Here is a 17,343-nt window from a genome sequence, read left to right on the forward strand (position 1 = left end):
GACTCCACCGAATTGAGCCAAACCGAGCGCGACGAATTGACGGCGATGCTCGGCGGTGGCAAACACGCCGCCCGCAAGCTTAAGCGATCGCAGATTTTGCTGGCGGCCGATAGAGGCTGCCGCGACGAGGAGATTGCCCGGACCGTGAGTGTCAGCCTCTCCACCGTCGGCCGGACCAAGCGCCGCCTTCGTGGAAGGCAATCTGGAGCGGGCCTTGAGCGAGGAGCCGCGTCCGGGCGCTGAGCGCAAGCTGACCGGCAAGGAGGAAGCCCTGCTGGTGGCGACCGCATGCGCCAAGCCGCCTGCCGGCTGCAAACGCTGGACGCTGACGCTGCTGGCCGACACGATGGTCAAGCTCACCGATCACAACAGCCTGTCGGGCGAGACCGTGCGTCGCCGGCTGGCCGAGAACGACCTCAAGCCGTGGCGCAGGGACATGTGGTGCATTCCCCATGTCGACGGCGAATACGTTGCCCGCATGGAGGACGTGCTCGACCTCTACGCCGAGACGCCGAATCCCGCCCGGCCGCTGGTCTGCTTCGACGAGACCCCCATCCAGCTGATCGGCGAGGTGCGCCAGCCGGTCCCGACCCAACCGGGACAGCGCGAGCGCTACGACTACGAGTATCGCCGCAACGGCACCGCCAATCTCTTTGTCACCTTCGATCCACATCGGGGCTGGCGCAACGTCAAGGTCACCGACCGCCGCGCCGCCGTGGACTACGCCCACTGTATGCGTGATCTCGTCGACGTCCATTATCCCGACGCCGCCTGCATCCGTGTCGTGCAGGACAATTTGTCGATCCACAAGCCTGGGGCGCTGTATGAGGCCTTCGCGCCCGCCGAGGCCCGGCGCATCCTGCGCCGCCTCGAATTCCACTTCACCCCGAAGCACGCCAGTTGGCTCAATATGCTCGAGTGTGAGATCAGCGTGCTACAGCGCCAATGTCTCGGCCGCCGCATCGACGACCCCAAAAGACTCCGAAACGAGATCGCAGCATGGCAAAAGAGGCGGAATAAAACCCGAGCCCGCATCAAATGGATGTTCACAACAGATAAAGCCCCCGCCAAACTCGGCCGCGCCTATCCAGCCACCGCCAAAGAGTCGAAATCACTGTGATGAACCACTAGTCAGGATTTGCTTCACGTGTTCGGCTTGCTCCATCGTCAGGTTGGCCGCCAAACTGGTCCCAATTTGAGCTGGACCCTTTCGTTCACGATCATAAACCATCCAACCCTTGCCTCCTTTCCGGATGAAAAATCTGGCCGGTGAAGACGTGCTCTCGCTCAAGCATAGGCCCTCCAGTTGCTTGACGAGGGAAGGGGGCCGTCCAGCACAGCGCATTTGCCTATGTGAATCTTCGGTGATCTTTTTGCGCAAATTCACATCCCCGGAAATCGCATCCAGACGAACGTCAAGTGCAGAACTGAACAGAACTGATTGCCAGACGCTCCTAGTGTCGCGATCCCTTGGCGATCACATGCCGCTAAGGAACCCTCCAACGACCCCGGCATTCGGGGTTGTGCTGGGGCCGTTCTCAAACGCTCCGGAGGAGAAATCTTGGGTATTGAGCGTATGCACTCGGCCAAATACTGGCGGATGCGAGCTGAGGAGTTTCGCACCAAAGCGGACAATTACGAGCACGGACAAACCAGGGACGCACTGCGCGAGGCGGCGAAACATTACGACGAACTTGCTTGGCGCGCGGAGAAAGTCCGTACCCTCGAAGACCTCGAATTGTGAGCTCGGCGGAGCTCTCGTGCTGCGGACATCGAGCAAGTTCTGGGCGAGGTAGAGCAACACCCCCCCGCCAGTCGTGGACACGTTCTGTTCTTATACAACCGCAAGCCAAATTTCAGGTTGTGTCACTCAGAACGAAAGAAGGTGGACCCGTTGGCCCGAACCGCCCGTGAGCGGCACCTGAAAGTGGGCGGAGCGCTAGCAGGCTTCGACGGACTATTGGGACTCGAAGTCCGGGTTCCTCCGGTAGGAAATAGTGCTTGGAGGGTTTAGCGATGTCGCTGACACTCGAACCTCTGCCGCGCCATACTCGAGCTTCGGCTTTCATCAGCGCGAGGAGGCTGACCGGCTCGCACTGGAAACCACAAAGGGTACATTTCAAGTTTGCTATGGCTTTAAGCCAAGGCGGCGGAGTCGATAGTCCAGTTTTGGTCTGCTGATCTTCAAAAGGCGCGCGGCGGCCGACACGTTGCCGTCGGCCTGGACGAGCGCGGAGCGATAGGCGGCGATCTCCATGTCTGCAAACGACTTATCCGCTAACGCCCCGCGACTGTTGAACAGCGTGGTGCCGTTCCTGTCGTCCGCTGACGGGGGCTCCACTTCAAGTAGCGGGATGCGTCCGAGCCGCCCCTCACTAGTGAGCTGGATCGAGAATGGCGGCAGCAGCTCTGAGCCGCTGAACAGATGTCCGATGTCGATGACGCCGCCATCGTCGGCATAGACGACGCCGCGCTCGATCAGGTTCTGCAGTTCACGGATGTTGCCGGGATAATCGTATTTGAGCAGCGCGTCGGTGGCGCGGCGGCTAAAGCCCCTGAGATGCCGGCCGTGCCGCGCGCAATACATGCCGAGGAAATGTGCCATCAGGAGCGGGATATCATCACGCCGCTCCCGAAGCGGCGGGATCGTAATAGGGAAGACACAGAGCCGGAAATAGAGATCCTGCCGGAAGCGCCCGGCCGCGACCTCAGCAGTCAGGTCAACGTTGGATGCCGCCACCACACGGACATCGAGAGAAACCGTCTTCGTACCGCCGATGCGTTCGATCTTGCGTTCCTGTAGCGCCCGCAGCACCTTCCCCTGCGCAGAATAGGTCAGTGACGCGATCTCGTCGAGAAACAATGTGCCCCCGCAAGCGCGTTCGAAATAACCGGCGCGCGAGGCGATGGCTCCGGTGTAGGCGCCCTTTTCGACTCCGAACAGTTCGGATTCGACGAGCTGCTCGGGGATCGCCGCGCAGTTGATTGCGACGAAAGGACCGTGGGAGCGTCGGCTGATGGCGTGAAGCTGGCTGGAGAATAGCTCCTTGCCGACGCCGGATTCGCCGACGAACAGCACGGTGGCGTCGGTCGCGGCGACCCGCTCGAGCTGGCGGCGGGTGCGGACGAACCCAGCGGAGACGCCGACCGCGACGGTGTTGTCATCGCCTGCGGGGGCAGGGCTTTCGTCCGCCCCGACCGGGACCTTGCCGACAGCGTGGACCGAGCGGCTCTTCCATTCCAACCCGAAATAGTTGCGCTCAGGCGCGTCGTCGCCCCATGCATCGGCGTGCTGGCCGACCACCACGCAACGCGGCGCGCCCATGCCGGCGCATTCGACTTCGCGGAAGATCACCGGCCAGCCGCACAGCTTGGTGGTGTAGCCAGAGGGATAACCGACCTGTAGCCAGCAGACCGGTTCGCTGGCGAGGCCGTAGCTCGCAAGGTGCTCGGCGGCCTCCGAGGAATCCTGCCACAGGAATTCACCGAAATAGGTGCACTTATCGCGGTCGAACTCGAAATGCCGTGTGGTCACCTTGACGAAGCCTTCCAGTGTATGCACGCGCGGCCCGGCAGCGAGCGCGTGGGTGAGGTCTTCGTTCGGGAAGCGCTTCTGGATCAACTCGGCGTCTCGCATACCCTGCACGTAGCCAACACGCATGAACAGCGCCCTTGCGGTCTCGATGCCGAAGGCGTCGATGATCTCGGCGCGCAGGCGCCCGAGCACCTGCGACTGCATCAGCACCATGCGCTGGTCGTTGAGCCAAATGCGGCCGTCGCCGAGCGCGAAATGCAACGACTCGGCGAGATCATTGAAGGTCGGCGCCGCGCCGGTTTCGAGCTCGCTGCTGGCGCCGCGCGCGAGGAGTCGGGCGGAGCGTCGGGACGCTTCCGCCAGTGAAATACGGGAGCCACGCTCCGCCATTAAGGCCTCACTCTTCATTAAATGGTGAAACGTCTTCTGGAGAGAGCTTCATTATTTCAGGAAAAGCAAGCGTTGATAGTCTCCTGCTGTCGAGCACCCCGGCATTGCCATTTCTGGCATAAGTATTTGTTTTAACATAGAAATAATAGAAATCGAGATGCCATCGTAGCCGGCCGGCATCAGCTGGCATCGGCCTTGCTAATTGCTGAGCCATTCGCGGGAGGAAGCGAGCAAGAAGGCCAATCAAGGTCTTGAGCCTGGGTGCGGTGAACGCCGGCGACCGCGCGGCGTGCAGCAAACGGTCTTGCGCCTCTTCCTCCCCGGCACGGCAAGCCGCGGTCGCAAAACCGCACAGTCAATCAATCCGCCCTGGGCGGAGGGAGGATCTTTCGATGAACATGCAGGCTCGCGATTTCATTGCCGCCGACCGTTGGCGCGGCAAGGCGTTCTTGGGCGAGTGGTGCGCCACCGCCGGCGGGGTGATGGAGATCAGCGACCCTGCGACGCGCGCTGTGCTCGGTTTAGTCGGTCTCGCCGATCCCAAGGACATCGCCAGGGCCGCACGGGAGGCGCGTCAGGCGCAGCCGGCGTGGGCCGCGAGGCTGCCGCAGGAGCGCGCGACAATCCTCAACAAGGCGGCCGACTTGCTCGAGCAGAACGGCGAAGAGCTGATCGGCTGGATCATGCGCGAGAGCGGCTCGATCCAACCCAAGGCTGCGATCGAGATCGAGCACGGCGCGGGCTTCGTACGCCACGCGGCAGCGATCGCGATCGAGCCCAACGGCATCCTGCTGCCGTCGATAGAGCCGGGGCGGTCGAACACGGCAAAACGCGTACCCCATGGCGTGGTCGGCGCGATCTCGCCGTTCAACTTCCCGCTGGTGTTGTCCATTCGTGCCATCGCCGCGGCACTGGCCGTGGGCAACGCTGTCGTGCACAAGCCCGATCCCCGCACCGCGGTCTCAGGCGGCATCATCATCGCCCGCATTTTCGAGGATGCTGGCCTACCCAAAGGCGTGCTGCAGGTCGTGCCGGGGGGAGCTGCGGCAGGCGAGGCGATGTGCGCCGACCGCAACATCGCGATGATCTCCTTCACCGGTTCGGCGGAAGGGGGCAGCAAGGTCGGCGAGGTTGCCGGTCGTCATCTCAAGAAAGTGCAGCTCGAACTCGGCGGTAAGAATTCGCTAATCGTGCTCGATGACGCCGATATCGACGTTGCTGCCTCCAACGCAGCCTGGGGCGCGTTCCTGCATCAGGGACAGATCTGCATGGCGACCGGGTTGGTGCTCGCGCATGCCAACATCGCCGATGCTCTGGCGACGAAAATCGCCGAGAAGGCGCGACGTCTGCCCGCCGGCGATCCGTCGTCCGGGCAGGTTGCGCTTGGCCCCATCATCAGTGACGCTCAGGTGACGAAGATCCAAGCGATCGTGGACGATGCAGTGGCGAATGGTGCACGGCTGCTGGCCGGCGGAGGCCATGACGGTCGCTACTACCAGGCGACCGTGCTTGCCGGCGTAAAGCCTGGCATGCGTGCGTTCGAGGAGGAGATCTTCGGACCCGTCGCCTGCATCGCCAGCTTCGCCACCGACGATGAAGCGGTCGAACTCGCCAACCGCTCCGAGTACGGCCTCGCTGCCGGCGTGATCTCCGGCTCGATTGCAAGGGCACGGGCTGTCGGCGATCGTCTCGCGGTCGGGCAACTTCACATCAACGACCAGACCGTCAACGGCGGGCCGTTCGCTCCGTTCGGCGGGCGCGGGCGTTCCGGCAATGGCAGCCGCATCAGCGGCCCGGCTATCTGGGAAGAGTTCACGCAGTGGGTGTGGACCTCGGAGAAGCCGCAAGCGACGCCCTATCCCTTCTGATGCGTTTCGCACATCGCACGCTTCCGGCGCGTCGCGCGCCGGAAGCTATCCGACCCGCAACGTCTGACCTCCGGAGACCAAGATGAAGATCCGTGCCGCCGTCGCCCGCGAAAAGGGCGCGCCGCTGAACCTTGAAACCATCGATCTCGAAGCGCCACGCCCTGATGAGATTCTTGTTAAAGTGAAGGCCACAGGCGTCTGTCACACCGATCTCGTCGTTCGCGACGGCATGCTGCCGACGCCGCTTCCGGTCGTGCTCGGCCACGAAGGTGCGGGCGTCGTCGAAGCGGTCGGCGCCGGGATCACCAAGGTGAAGCCCGGCGATCACGTCGTGATGACCTTCAACTCCTGCGGCGCCTGTCCGAGCTGCCAGGATCACGCGATCAGCTATTGCCATGAATTCTTCCCGCGCAATTTCTTCGCCACTCGCGTAGACGGATCGAGTGCGCTGTCAGCGAACGGTACGCGGATCAACGGCAACTTCTTCGGTCAGTCGTCGTTCGCCACCCATGCGATTTGCCACGAAGTCAATGTGGTGAAAGTCACATCCGATGTGCCGCTCGAGCTGCTCGGGCCGCTTGCCTGCGGCGTGCAGACCGGCGCCGGCGCAGTGATGAACGCGCTGAAGGTCTCCGCGGGAAAATCCTTCGGGGTGTTCGGATCGGGCTCGGTCGGGCTCTCCGCGCTGATGGCAGCCCACGTCGTCGGCGCCACCAGGATCATCGCGATCGATACCAATCCAGCCAGGCTCGAAATCGCGAAATCCCTGGGCGCGACGCATGTGATCGATCCGCGCCAGACCAGTGCGGTCGAGGAGATTATGCGGATCACCGGCACCGGCCTGAACTTCGCGCTTGATACCACGGGCCTGCCTGCGGTGATCCGCAGCGCCGTGGAGAGCCTCGGCCCGCGCGGCGCCTGCGGCATTCTCGGGGCGTCCGGTCCGGATGCGGAGATCCTTCTCAACGAGACGCATTTCATGAGCGCCGGTCGCCGCCTGATCGGTATCGTCGAGGGCGACTCCAACCCCGATGTCTTCATCCCGATGCTGATCGATCTCTATCGGGTCGGCCGCTTCCCCTTCAACAAGCTCGTCAAGTTCTACCAGTTCGACGAGATCAACGCGGCGATCCACGATTCCGAGACCGGCGCCGCGATCAAACCGATCGTACGGATGAACTAAGCGCGCGTCGTGGCGGGCGGAAGGTCGGCTTAGACCGGCACTTCGTTCGCCCCCGAACAAAATACGGCAACCGAGGCGGGTAACCCGGCACGCCGCTCACCGTCCACTGGAGGAAGAATGTCCAAGCAGCAACTCGAGGCGATCTTGCAGATGAGTGCTCAATTCCCGCCGCCGGCCAACGGCAGTCCGGCGGAGATGCGGGCATGGTTCGAGGCGATCAACGCGCAGACGCCGATCCCGGACGGTGCCATGATCGAGCGGGTGCCGTCGGGCCCGGTGGGCGGCGATCTGATCCGCTATCCCAATTCGGACGACAGGCGCCTGATCATCTATTTTCACGGCGGCGGCTTCTTCTTCGGCTCGTCGCGTTCGCACCGCGTCGTCGCCGCGAATCTCGCGCGTGCGTCCGGCGTAGCCGTTCTTGCTGCGGACTATCGGCTCGCGCCAGAGTATCCAGCACCCGCCGCGCATGACGATGCATTCGCCGTCTACAAATGGGCACTGGCGCAAGGTTTCGCGCCATCCGCAATCTGCCTGTCCGGCGACTCGGCGGGCGGTAACCTCGCCCTATCGACGGCGACGCGTGGCCGCGACAAAGGGCTGCCCAATGCGGGCGCGCTGGTGCTAATGTCGCCGGCGCTCGACTTCACCGGCCAGAGCGAGTCGTTTCGCACCATGACGGACGCTCCGCTGCTCACCCCGCAACTGACCGAACTATTCAAGCACGTCTATTTCGGCCACAGCGTACCGACGTCATCCTATCTTGTGCCGTTGAACGGTGACGTGTCGGAGCTGCCCGCGACCTTGATACACGTTGGATCGTGGGAGCTGCTGCGCGACGACAGCGTGCAACTTGCTGAACGACTGCGACAGGCGGACGTTTCCGCCGAGCTGAAGATCTGGGACGGCATGTGCCACTCTTGGCAGCTGTTCGCGCCAATGCTTGACGAAGGCATGGCCTCGATCGAAGAAGCGGCAGCCTTCGCGCGCGGGCATCTGACGTGTTGATCCGTCAAAGCGTTCACCGCGTTGGTCAGAGAATATCTTTCTCAAAACGTAACTTGGATGCGATTTGAACCTGTAATTTAGATCGGATGGAATCCACAAAACCGTGCGGAAGGAATAGCGGAATGGGCGCGCGATGTGGCGGGGATTGCACCTTACGAGGTGGCGCCGAATCACGGCTGGCGGCATCGGTTCAAGACCGAGTGTCGGCGCATTATGATGAACCAGGACGTCGCGTCATACTTGCAAGGACACACGTTTCAAACGATCGGCGATAGCTACGGTCACATACCGCTTGATGTGACCGGACCCTGGATGGAGATGTTTCCAAGCTACGACGCTGCTGGAAACGCTCTCAGGTTCATCGCACGGTCGACCCAAGCGTCTTGCTCCGAGCGATGACACAACTCGCTCAGATTGCCTCGGCCTCAACGGGAACGATGGCCCGTGCCGCCTAGTGCGGTTGCCAGATGCCACGGGTGACTTCGGCCCTATATTCCCAAGCTGCATACGAGGGTTCGATTCCCTTCGCCCGCTCCAATCCATATTTCCTTGTAAAATTAAGCGCTTGCGTGGTCCCATCGGGGGATGTTTGTCGTTTTCGTGTCTGACCCATACAACGCTCATACAAATCCATAATGAATCCTTGGCTGGCGCCGATTTCAATGTGTCATGCGACGATTGAACTTGTCAGCAGACGGGGAGGCGCGGTCTAGCGCAGCCCCCTCGCTTGCCGAGTGCTTGCATCTGCCTGGAGTGATGCTGCATCAGGAAATGCTTTGCTAGCGCCTTTTCGACTGAGGATCGGCGCGACTTTCAGTCAGAAGAAATTGCCACTCTCTTGCCGACGTGTTCGCGCCAAAGACCCAGCCTTTTCAGCCGGTAATCGACGAGTTCGGAAGACGTGCCGTACTTCTGTGCTATCTCCGCCGAGGACACACGGTCGGCAACCGCGGTAATCATAGCGGTTCGTGGAAGAAGTGTTGCGGCGGCAAGATAGAAGGCATCATGCTCTTCGGATTGGTCAAACGTCCTTCCATAACCGTCGGCAACGCGCGCTATCTTCGTCAGCTTATGGCCGAGGAGGATATGCCAATACTCCTCCATCAGAGTCACGCGCTGACGCTCCACTGTGTGGCAGTCGTTGAGCAGAACCGCCCAAGTATCTTCGGAGTGGTTGATAGGCACGCTCATTGCCGACCACTCGTCGCGCGCATTCGTCGATAGTTGCTTAACGATTGTACCTTCGAGTGACTTCGTTTCCGTAAGTTTGAAGAGTAGAACACCCTCGATCTCGACCTTGAGGGGATCCAGCGGTTGGTCCGCAAGAAGTGCGAGATCCTTCCGGAAGCGATCTGCGGTTTCCTCGAGTTCTTCTTTGGAAAGTGCGACGGGGTCACTAGCCTGGTTGGGAGACGAAGAAGACTCGCTAGCGAGGGCTAACTCAGATTTTCGGCGTATCAGATCGGCCGCTCGGAGGAGGGAATGTACTGTGGGCGAGCGGACGTTCTTGGCCGCTCGGAAGTGCACGAACGCCACTCTGTCAAAGGTCAAACCCGCTTCCTCGCCGTCAGGACCTAGCCATCCCAGCAGGCGAATTTTGGAATTGTTGTCGGGAAGACCTTCTCCACGCTCGATGCGAGCTAGCGTAGAGAAGCTTACGCCTACAAGCGAAGAGAGCGCCCGGATGCTGAGTCCTTCAGCCTCCCGTTTACGCCTGACCGCTTCAATCAGTCGTTTTTCGAAAGAATCCATAGGCTTCGTGCGAATGACACGGGTTGACACGGTACTTGGGAACCGGCATCGTGTGATTTGCACAGATTCGCACATCGGCCGGATGGAGGGAAGCCCGAGCCGGCCGAGGCGCGGAGAAGTAAACAAGGAACTGTCAAATGACCGAGAAAGACAACGGTAAAAGCGGCCATCAGGAAACGTACTTCTTCTTTGTCGGCGGAAAGAAGTACGAGACGGACCAGCCGGCGTTGACGGGCTTGCAGATCAAGGCTCGCGTGACGGATTGGGATCCGTCGCACGACCTCGTGCTCGAAGGTCATGGGAACGATCCGGATCGCATCATCGCGGACGACAAGTTAGTGTCCCTCGAAAAGGACAAGGGGCCGCTCCGCTTCTCTTCGGCGCCGAAAGCGAATTTCGGCTGAGATGAGCATTCAGGAAGTCCAGATTGACGGTCTGCGGCAGCGCTATGCCGATCTGAGCGCGCGTGCCCTCCCGGGGGGAGCGATACTGATTACTGTCGCTTCGGTGGCTCTGCCCGCCGGGTGGAACAAGACTTCCACATCGATCCGTTTCCTTGTCCCCGCAGGGTACCCCTTCGCCGCACCCGACTGCTTCTGGGCAGACAATGATCTGTTGCTCGACGGTGGGCGCATGCCGTGCAACGCAGCCAACAACAACGTCATTCCGGAGACCGAGGAGTCGGGCCTTTGGTTCTCCTGGCACCTGCTTGGCTGGAATCCGAACCGCGAGACGCTATCAAGCTGGATGAATACGATCGCCGACCGCTTGAGGCGCCTGCAATGAGCGGACTGCGGTTCTCCGCCTCTGCATACCGGGCGATGTCTACGGAGCTTTTCTCAGTTGCGCCCTTAGAGAGCTGCGCGGTCGCGTATTCGACCCACGATCCGCGAACCGGCACCTGGGTGGTCGACGATATCGAGGTCGCGTCGGGAGCCGCATACGAGCGGCGCGACGAGACGTCGGCGACACTTAAGCCAGCTTTCGTAGTGGAGATCGCAAACCGCGCACGCGCCCAGGGCCGAAGCGTCGTGCTGATACACACTCACCCCTTCGAGCAAGGCTGTCCGCTATTCTCTGCGGTCGATGACGCGGGGGAGGTGGCCCTTGCGGACTATCTGCAACGGCGCGCTCCGGCGGGCAATCACCTGGCCCTGGTGCTAGGGCAGGCCGGCTGTCGCGCGCGCCGGATCGGAACAACGGAAGAAGTGGCGACCTGGCTTGTCGGGGAAAAGCTTGTTCTGCTGTCGCAAGACGCAGCCGCCGAAAGCGCTCAAACCCGATATGACCGCCAAGTTCGCGCTTTCGGCGCCGACGGGCAGCGTGCGATTTCGTTGCTGAAAGTGGGGGTGGTCGGTCTGGGCGGGACGGGATCTGTGCTTGTGCAGCAACTGGCCCGACTTGGCGTGTGCGACTTCGTTCTGATCGATCCAGATGTGGTGGAAACCACCAATCTCAATCGTTTGGCTTGCGCCGGTGCGACCGATGTGGGGGCCGCAAAGATCGATGTTGCGGCGAGGGACATCCGTGCAAGCTCGCCCGGTGCCAAGGTGCACGCCCTGAAAGCCGATGTGGTCGATCAGCATATCGCTGCAGAGCTGACGGGCGTCGACTTCATCTTTTTATGTACGGATTCACACGCCAGCAGAGCCGTTGTTTGCCAGCTGGCCTATCAGCATCTCGTGCCGGCAATCGACATGGGCGTGAGCATCACGGTGCGGGACGGCGCAGTCACCCATATTACGGGCCGCGTTCAGATGCTCGCCCCGGACCTGCCGTGCCTGACGTGCACTGATGCGCTAGATGGCAATCAGATCCGACGAGAGATGATGAGCCCAGAGCAACGCGCTTCGGATCCGTACATTGTGGGGGCCCACGAGCCGCAACCCGCGGTCATGTCGATCAATTCGACGGTTTCCAGCCTGGCTGCGACGATGTTCATAGCCGCGGTAACGTCCATTCCCGGCAAAGCGCGTCTTCAGCTCTACGACGGAATTCGCGGGACGGTTCGGCCCACGGTGGCGAGGATCGTCGAAGACTGTCTCGTATGCTCGAAAAAGGGATCGTTCGCCAAGGGACTATCGTGGCCGCTCCCGGTGCGGATGAGGGCCAGCAATGGCTGACACTCGCCTCGAAGTGCTTTGGTTCGGAGCGCCACCGGCAGAGGCGACAGCGCGCGAGTTTCGACAGCGAAATCTGAATATTCGGTGCTGTGACGCTTCGGTACCCATCGAGCCTACCAACGCCTGCGCTGCGGTCTTCTGGTTTGGAAAGAATATTCCCGAGGATGTGCTGCGCGCCGCCAATACCCACGCCCGGACGTTCGTCGATAGTGGACTGAGAATCGACCTCGTTGCGGACGACGACGAAACAATGGGCCGGGTTCAGGTAGCACCAGGTTCGGTCCTGAAACTGCCCGGAGTGGTCGCTCGCACCGATCCGCCAGCATACTCTTTGGCAGAGAACATCGCGCGACACGATGCCGGGCACCGGCCTTATGCTGCTTTGCAGATCGAGGTCGCGCGCAATGGCGAGCCGGTGCGCGACGTCGATGAGATACTGTTCAAGCGGGCCTTCGCTCAATGCAGCCGCATCGTCCTTGAAGAGCTTACAGGGGGGCTGTCGCAAGCTCGGGTGTTCGCCGTTCACATGACGGTACACACATCCAACGCAGGAGCGTGGCCACAGCCCGCCTTCGCGAAGCTTGATCGGTGTGACAAGATCGAAGCCGAGTATCGAAACTACAGCGAGTATGCGGAAAAATACATACCTTTCGGACTAAGGCCCAATATCCACCATCGGATATCTGGCGCAGAGCGAAGCTTGCTTGTTGGCAACTTCGTCGATCGCTCGGAGTCGCTCTGGAAGCTTGTCCGTAGCAATCTCGGGGGAAGGGCGATAACGTCGCTGATCGAGGAGACCCTCGGAGGCTGGCGCGATCAAGCCTACGCGCAAGACCCCGTCAAAGGCTCTGTTGCCGAAGCAATGATCGGCGCCCGCATCTTTCAGCCGGATCTGCTCAAATCACGCTACTCCGAAGACGCGATGCGTCTCGGGGTCAAGGCCGACCCAATAGCCATGATCGACCAACTACGTGGCCTGGAGCAGCGCTATCGCACCGCGCCGGCGCATGGTGATCTGCATGGCGAAAACGTTCGCGTTCGCAATGATCATGCGATCGTCATCGACCTCGCATCCGTGGTCAATCCCGCTCCCCTTACGACGGATCTAGCCGCCTTGGAGACCTGGCTGGCCTTTCAGCTTCCGCCAGAACGTGATCCGAGAATATACGAGGACACCGTTTGGGCTGACGAGATTGACCGCGTGTACGCTCCGGAAGCATTTCTACATCCGCCCGGTCGCTGCGATCCGACAAGCGAGTTCTGCTGGATGTCCAATGTGGTCAGGCAGCTGAGGCGCATGGGCATTGCGATTCAATCTTGTCCGACGGAGTACCAAGCGGCCGTCGCCGTCCAGCTTCTCAGACGCTGCCAATGGGATGACGGGCCGGCCGCCGATCGCTTCAGGCGCACGAAAGGATATGCGGTGGCGTCTCAACTGACGCAGGCTCTTTTGAACAAGGGGTAGGAAGCATGGTTGCAAGGAAAGTGAACCTCCTCGGAGCGGCAGAATATCGCGACGAAGGCGAGAACATGCTTCGGACTGCCGGTGATGCGGTCGTTATTCGTCGCGGCGCTCTCCGTTCGGTGCTGATGAGCTGCCCTGACGGCTGCGGGGAGACGTTGGTCGTCAATCTGGATCCCCGGGCTGGAAAGGCTTGGAAGCTCGATATGCGCGCCGGGAAAACCACGTTGTATCCTTCGGTGTGGCGTGATGGTGGATGCGGTAGCCATTTCATAGTCTGGCGCGATCAGATCGTTTGGTGTGATCGGTTCGAAGAAGGCAATGTCGAGCCAAGCTACGACATCGCCGCACTCCAACGCCGCGTACTGGTAGCTTTGCAGAAAGGTGAATTGCGTAGCGCCGAAGGAATTGCAGCAGAAATAGATGAGATTCCTTGGGAAGTCGCCAGAGCGGGGCATGCGCTGACGCGTCTCGGGTTAGCTGTATCCGGGTCGGGAAAGCAGCGCGATTGGTTCGCACTCGCCTAGCCGCGCGTGAGGGGTGGCGGAGAATCAACGCCACTCCTGCCCAGATCGCTTAAATCCTTCGAGTTACCGAACCAAAATCGGCTGAAGTTGCTGCAGATGCAATCAAGTAGCGAGCTGGGGCGACGAAAATCATATGGCGTCCGTCTCTTCCGAGAGAGCTATTGCCGCTCCGAGCTCTTTGGCGCTGTGAATACGTACACCGTCTTGCCGCCCATCTGCGGGTTGTCGTCGAGCTCGCTCGTCTGGTGCAGCGAGATTCGCGGCAAACGGTGCTTGATCCTCCGTCGGACTTCGGTCGCCGGAAATGTCAGCCGGTGAAAGAAGCCTAACGTCCTGCCGCTCTTGCCGGCGAGAGCCTGGGGGCCTTCACCCAATCGCCTGCGACGGCCCTGCGCTCCATCCTGATGGCGACGTCGAGGTCGCCGAGACTATCGCTGTCTGTCAGGTAAGAACCGAACACGCGCACCTCCGTCACATAATGGAGAAGCTCGCTGTCTCTGTTGATGCTTTCAACGCGTGAAAGGACCTCCTTGAGCAGAGACTCGGCAGCAGCGCGGTCCATGCGTGGAACCAGGGACTTCATCCCGGTCGCGTGGCCCTCATCGGTGACCCGATAGACCATGCGGCCATCGCTTTCCCGGCCTTCTTCGCAGATGAGCTTTTGCGCGAGCAACGCTTCAATCAGGCCGCGGGTCTCATCCGCAAAATCCGGCACTTTGGGCAGACGCACGCCGTAGATCTTGTCGCGTTTGCGAGCCGTCGTCCAAAGGCGCAGGGCGTGGCCGCGATTGGATCCGTCGAGCTGGTCGGTTTCGATCAGTTCATCGATGGCCGCGCGCCACCATGCCCTGAAGAGGTGCTCGTCGACCAGGTCGGGATAGAACCCATTGGAGTTGGTGGCATCGGCCAATAGGTCGCGGACGAGCTTTGCCGGCTGCCCGCCGATCCGGGTGTTGCGGTCGAGCTTCATAGCGCGTCCTGCTGTCTTACGATGTCGGCCACCTCTTTCGGAAGTAACTTGACGGGGCCGCTCATGATTTCGTCGTCTCACCGAAGCTGTGAATCGCTTCCTGCAGCCGTTTTCGGAATTTGCCGAGCGCGTAGCTGACGGCGATTCTGCTCGGCTTCGAGAACCGCCGCGTCGCAGCTACGATTGCCCTTGAGCGCGCCGATCGCCGCCTGGCGAAAAGCCAGCGCCTCGTCGTCGACGAAGATATCGGCGCCGCCGATGAGATAGCGGTGCTTACCGCCCATCGTGCGCCAGACGAGCGCGCGGTCCGCGTCCGGACGGCGCGTCGCCCGCGAACTCACAGCAATCGTCGAACAACGCGGCAAGCCGGGAATGATCGTGTCCGATCATGGCACAGAGTTCACCTGCAATGCCATGCTCGCCTGGTGCAAGGATGCCGCCATCGATTGGCACTTTATCGCGCCTGGCAAGCCGATGCAGAACGGCTTCATCGAAAGCCTTAATGGGCGCATGCGCGATGAGCTGCTCAACGAGACCCTGTTCTTCGACCCCGACGACGCCCGCGGCAAGATCGCGAACTGGGTCGCCGACTACAATCTCCGACGCCCTCACGCATCGTTGAAATACCTGACCGCCGCGGCCTATGCCGCCCACCTCGCTGGATGAAAACTCAGAGCATGCTGGTGAAGGCTGTTTGCGATCGGACTGCTTGGGCTATGCTTCACCACCAAGCCGCGGCGGAGACTGGATGCGCCAAGTCTCTCGATTGGCTGCGGGATCGCGGCGGCAGACGAGGCCAGACGAGGCCATGACGATTTTTTGATCAAGACCAAGTGCCCCTGTTGTGCCCCAGCTTTTCGGGGGCACATGCTTAGGGAATTTCATCTCTAAGCTATTGATTTCAAGGCTTAATGGTGGGCGCACAAGGGATCGAACCTTGGACCTCTCCCGTGTGAAGGGAACGCTCTCCCGCTGAGCTATGCGCCGGGACCATCATGCAGGCGGCCGGACTTTCGGCCGGCCGACGCATCGGAGCCCGCGATTTAGAAGTGCGGGCTCGAGGTGTCAAGTTTCCAGGCGCCATGGACCCCGAAAACCTTGCCTCGGCCAGAGAAACCGGCCTTTTCGGCCGCTTACGCGCCTTGCTGGCGGGCGCGGGAGGCGTGGGCCTGCAGCGCGCGGATGCGTTCGGCCAGCGTGCCGCCGCCCTCGGGCAGGGTCGGTGCGGCCGCGCCGCTGGTCGCGGCGTCGTTGGCCGGGCGCGGTGCCGGCTTCGGCGGCTGGCCGGCTTCGGCCGCGAGCAGCGCCTCGATCGGCGAGTTCGGGCCTTCGAGCTGCATCGCGAGCTTCGCCACTTCGGCGGCGATGTCGTTGATGCGTTCGCGCAGCAGCGCGTTCTCCATCCGCTCGGTCGCCCAGGAGCTTTCCGCCTGCTGCTGGATCGCGTTGATGTCGCGCTGGAGTTTTGCGCGCTCGTCGCGCGCGGAGCGGAGCTGCTCCTCCAGCGCGGTCTTTTCCGCGCGCAGCATCTCGAACGCGGCCGATGATTTGCCGCCGCTCAAGGCCGCGATCTCGACGCGCAGCTCCTTGACGGTACGCTCGGAGGTCTCATTGGCCTGGCGGAGCTGGTTGTTCTCGTAGTCGCGCTCGGCGAGCAGCTTGCCCTGGGTTGCGAGGCGGCCCTCGAGGTCGGCGACGCGCGCCGACAGCATCTCGGCTTCCTTGACCTGCACGATCAGCTGGCGATCGAGCTCGGTGACGCGCTGGCTCAGGTTCTCGACGCGGCCGCGGGCATCGCCGAGCTCACGCGAGGCGGTCTCGGATTCGGTGCGCTCCTGCGCGAGGCGCGCTTGCGTAGCGGCGAATTCCTTCTCGGCATCGCCGACGCGGTTCTTCAGCTCCTCGATCTGCGCCCGCACCGTGACCAGCTCGACCTGGCGGCTCTCCGCCATCATCGAGCGGTCGGACAGTTCGGAATTGATCTTGGCGAGCTCGTGCCGCTTGTCGGTCAGCGCATTCTCGGCAGCGCGCAAGCTTTCGGTCTTGGCGGCGAACTCCTCCTCGGTGGCGCGGAGCTGCTCCTTCATCGCCTTCTCGCGCGCTTCGAGTGCGAAGATCGTGGCGTTCTTCTCGCCCAGCTCGATCTTCATGCGGTTGATGGCATCGCTCTTCTTGCCAAGCTCGGCGAGCTGGCTCGTGGTCTTGTTCTTGAGCTGCTCGACGCTCATCTCGAGCCGTCGCGCCGACATGGCAAATTCGGCGCGGAGCTGGTCCTTGTCGGCCTGGATCTCGGCCATCGACAGCGGGGTGGCCGCCTCGAGCCGGCGCGTGGTCAGGCGCACCGCGCGGTTATGCACCAGCGGCACGATGGCAAGCCCGCACAACATCGCCAGCAGGAAACCGATCGCCAGGTACATGATCGGTTCGACCATGGGCCAGAACTCCGAAGCTTAAGGAAAAACACCAACGACAATGCATGCGGCGCCAGCAAAAAGCCAGCCCCGGCGCTGTCGTTAACCTTGATC

Annotated in this window: 15 protein-coding genes and 2 pseudogenes; 11 read left to right on the plus strand and 6 right to left on the minus strand. The window is 61.7% G+C overall.

Annotated features, from left to right (window positions below; all coding sequences use genetic code 11):
- Positions 1–45 precede the first annotated feature (45 nt).
- Positions 46–1,120 (plus strand): IS630 family transposase gene (locus ACNJYB_RS08220; RefSeq protein ID WP_439375503.1). Its coding sequence is split into 2 segments (ribosomal slippage): positions 46–186 and positions 188–1,120, totalling 1,074 coding nucleotides; the frame shifts between segments, so codons are not numbered across the junction.
- Positions 1,121–1,561: 441 nt separating this feature from the next.
- The gene (locus tag ACNJYB_RS08225; protein WP_439373482.1) at positions 1,562–1,744 is read left to right on the plus strand and encodes a hypothetical protein; all 183 of its coding nucleotides are present in this window, start codon (positions 1,562–1,564) and stop codon (positions 1,742–1,744) included.
- A gap of 384 nt (positions 1,745–2,128) precedes the next feature.
- On the opposite strand, the gene ACNJYB_RS08230 is transcribed toward ACNJYB_RS08225, so the two are convergent.
- Positions 2,129–3,925 (minus strand): sigma 54-interacting transcriptional regulator, encoded by a 1,797-nt coding sequence (locus tag ACNJYB_RS08230; protein ID WP_439373483.1) that lies wholly within the window; start codon positions 3,923–3,925, stop codon positions 2,129–2,131.
- Positions 3,926–3,932: 7 nt separating this feature from the next.
- Positions 3,933–4,223: a hypothetical protein gene (locus tag ACNJYB_RS08235; protein ID WP_439373484.1), complete on the minus strand. Its 291-nt coding sequence runs from the start codon at positions 4,221–4,223 to the stop codon at positions 3,933–3,935.
- Positions 4,224–4,317: 94 nt separating this feature from the next.
- Here ACNJYB_RS08235 and ACNJYB_RS08240 point away from each other — a divergent pair, with 94 nt between their 5' ends.
- The 3 genes from ACNJYB_RS08240 to ACNJYB_RS08250 all read left to right on the plus strand — a co-directional run bounded on the left by ACNJYB_RS08240 (position 4,318) and on the right by ACNJYB_RS08250 (position 7,984).
- Positions 4,318–5,793: a benzaldehyde dehydrogenase gene (locus ACNJYB_RS08240; protein WP_439373485.1), complete on the plus strand. Its 1,476-nt coding sequence runs from the start codon at positions 4,318–4,320 to the stop codon at positions 5,791–5,793.
- Between the two features lie 82 nt (positions 5,794–5,875).
- On the plus strand, positions 5,876–6,976 hold the full coding sequence (locus ACNJYB_RS08245) for an NAD(P)-dependent alcohol dehydrogenase (protein ID WP_439373486.1): 1,101 nt from the start codon (positions 5,876–5,878) through the stop codon (positions 6,974–6,976).
- Positions 6,977–7,225: 249 nt separating this feature from the next.
- Entirely contained in the window at positions 7,226–7,984 is a 759-nt protein-coding gene (locus ACNJYB_RS08250) for an alpha/beta hydrolase (protein ID WP_439373487.1), read from the plus strand.
- Between the two features lie 813 nt (positions 7,985–8,797).
- On the opposite strand, the gene ACNJYB_RS08255 is transcribed toward ACNJYB_RS08250, so the two are convergent.
- Positions 8,798–9,736 carry an ImmA/IrrE family metallo-endopeptidase gene (locus ACNJYB_RS08255; RefSeq protein WP_439373488.1) on the minus strand — a complete coding sequence of 313 codons (939 nt, stop codon included), beginning with the start codon at positions 9,734–9,736 and terminating at the stop codon, positions 8,798–8,800.
- A 137-nt stretch (positions 9,737–9,873) separates the two neighbouring features.
- On the opposite strand from ACNJYB_RS08255, the gene ACNJYB_RS08260 reads away from it, so the two are divergent.
- From ACNJYB_RS08260 to ACNJYB_RS08280, 5 genes are read left to right on the plus strand one after another with little or no spacing between them, the layout of a single operon-like run.
- On the plus strand, positions 9,874–10,140 hold the full coding sequence (locus tag ACNJYB_RS08260) for a multiubiquitin domain-containing protein (protein ID WP_439373489.1): 267 nt from the start codon (positions 9,874–9,876) through the stop codon (positions 10,138–10,140).
- A 1-nt stretch (position 10,141) separates the two neighbouring features.
- Positions 10,142–10,522 (plus strand): E2/UBC family protein, encoded by a 381-nt coding sequence (locus tag ACNJYB_RS08265; RefSeq protein WP_439373490.1) that lies wholly within the window; start codon positions 10,142–10,144, stop codon positions 10,520–10,522.
- The gene (locus tag ACNJYB_RS08270) at positions 10,519–11,859 is read left to right on the plus strand and encodes a HesA/MoeB/ThiF family protein (RefSeq protein ID WP_439373491.1); all 1,341 of its coding nucleotides are present in this window, start codon (positions 10,519–10,521) and stop codon (positions 11,857–11,859) included. Before ACNJYB_RS08265 ends, ACNJYB_RS08270 begins: the two co-directional genes overlap by 4 nt.
- On the plus strand, positions 11,852–13,324 hold the full coding sequence (locus ACNJYB_RS08275) for a hypothetical protein (protein WP_439373492.1): 1,473 nt from the start codon (positions 11,852–11,854) through the stop codon (positions 13,322–13,324). Before ACNJYB_RS08270 ends, ACNJYB_RS08275 begins: the two co-directional genes overlap by 8 nt.
- Before the next feature lie 5 nt (positions 13,325–13,329).
- On the plus strand, positions 13,330–13,848 hold the full coding sequence (locus tag ACNJYB_RS08280; RefSeq protein ID WP_439373493.1) for a DUF6527 family protein: 519 nt from the start codon (positions 13,330–13,332) through the stop codon (positions 13,846–13,848).
- A gap of 325 nt (positions 13,849–14,173) precedes the next feature.
- Here ACNJYB_RS08280 and ACNJYB_RS08285 read toward each other — a convergent pair whose 3' ends face one another.
- Both ACNJYB_RS08285 and ACNJYB_RS08290 read right to left on the minus strand, forming a co-directional pair.
- Positions 14,174–14,818, minus strand: a complete 645-nt coding sequence (locus ACNJYB_RS08285) for a hypothetical protein (RefSeq protein WP_439373494.1) — start codon at positions 14,816–14,818, stop codon at positions 14,174–14,176.
- A gap of 128 nt (positions 14,819–14,946) precedes the next feature.
- A pseudogene (locus ACNJYB_RS08290) lies at positions 14,947–15,126 on the minus strand (biotin-independent malonate decarboxylase subunit beta); the annotation flags it as partial.
- Here ACNJYB_RS08290 and ACNJYB_RS08295 point away from each other — a divergent pair.
- A pseudogene (locus ACNJYB_RS08295) lies at positions 15,125–15,484 on the plus strand (integrase core domain-containing protein); the annotation flags it as partial. The pseudogenes ACNJYB_RS08290 and ACNJYB_RS08295 overlap by 2 nt on opposite strands.
- Before the next feature lie 467 nt (positions 15,485–15,951).
- Here the strand turns inward: ACNJYB_RS08295 and ACNJYB_RS08300 are convergent.
- Positions 15,952–17,250 carry a hypothetical protein gene (locus ACNJYB_RS08300; RefSeq protein ID WP_439373495.1) on the minus strand — a complete coding sequence of 433 codons (1,299 nt, stop codon included), beginning with the start codon at positions 17,248–17,250 and terminating at the stop codon, positions 15,952–15,954.
- Between the last annotated feature and the right edge of the window lie 93 nt (positions 17,251–17,343).

This window comes from Bradyrhizobium sp. SMVTL-02 (assembly GCF_051853005.1).
Lineage (GTDB): Bacteria > Pseudomonadota > Alphaproteobacteria > Rhizobiales > Xanthobacteraceae > Bradyrhizobium.

Coding starts and splice junctions, on each gene's coding strand:
- ACNJYB_RS08230 (WP_439373483.1), bottom strand. CDS start 3,925: ATGGCGGAGCGTGGCTCCCGTATTTCACTGGCGGAAGCGTCCCGACGC.
- ACNJYB_RS08240 (WP_439373485.1), top strand. CDS start 4,318: ATGAACATGCAGGCTCGCGATTTCATTGCCGCCGACCGTTGGCGCGGC.
- ACNJYB_RS08245 (WP_439373486.1), top strand. CDS start 5,876: ATGAAGATCCGTGCCGCCGTCGCCCGCGAAAAGGGCGCGCCGCTGAAC.
- ACNJYB_RS08250 (WP_439373487.1), top strand. CDS start 7,226: ATGATCGAGCGGGTGCCGTCGGGCCCGGTGGGCGGCGATCTGATCCGC.
- ACNJYB_RS08255 (WP_439373488.1), bottom strand. CDS start 9,736: ATGGATTCTTTCGAAAAACGACTGATTGAAGCGGTCAGGCGTAAACGG.
- ACNJYB_RS08260 (WP_439373489.1), top strand. CDS start 9,874: ATGACCGAGAAAGACAACGGTAAAAGCGGCCATCAGGAAACGTACTTC.
- ACNJYB_RS08265 (WP_439373490.1), top strand. CDS start 10,142: ATGAGCATTCAGGAAGTCCAGATTGACGGTCTGCGGCAGCGCTATGCC.
- ACNJYB_RS08270 (WP_439373491.1), top strand. CDS start 10,519: ATGAGCGGACTGCGGTTCTCCGCCTCTGCATACCGGGCGATGTCTACG.
- ACNJYB_RS08275 (WP_439373492.1), top strand. CDS start 11,852: ATGGCTGACACTCGCCTCGAAGTGCTTTGGTTCGGAGCGCCACCGGCA.
- ACNJYB_RS08280 (WP_439373493.1), top strand. CDS start 13,330: ATGGTTGCAAGGAAAGTGAACCTCCTCGGAGCGGCAGAATATCGCGAC.
- ACNJYB_RS08285 (WP_439373494.1), bottom strand. CDS start 14,818: ATGAAGCTCGACCGCAACACCCGGATCGGCGGGCAGCCGGCAAAGCTC.
- ACNJYB_RS08300 (WP_439373495.1), bottom strand. CDS start 17,250: ATGGTCGAACCGATCATGTACCTGGCGATCGGTTTCCTGCTGGCGATG.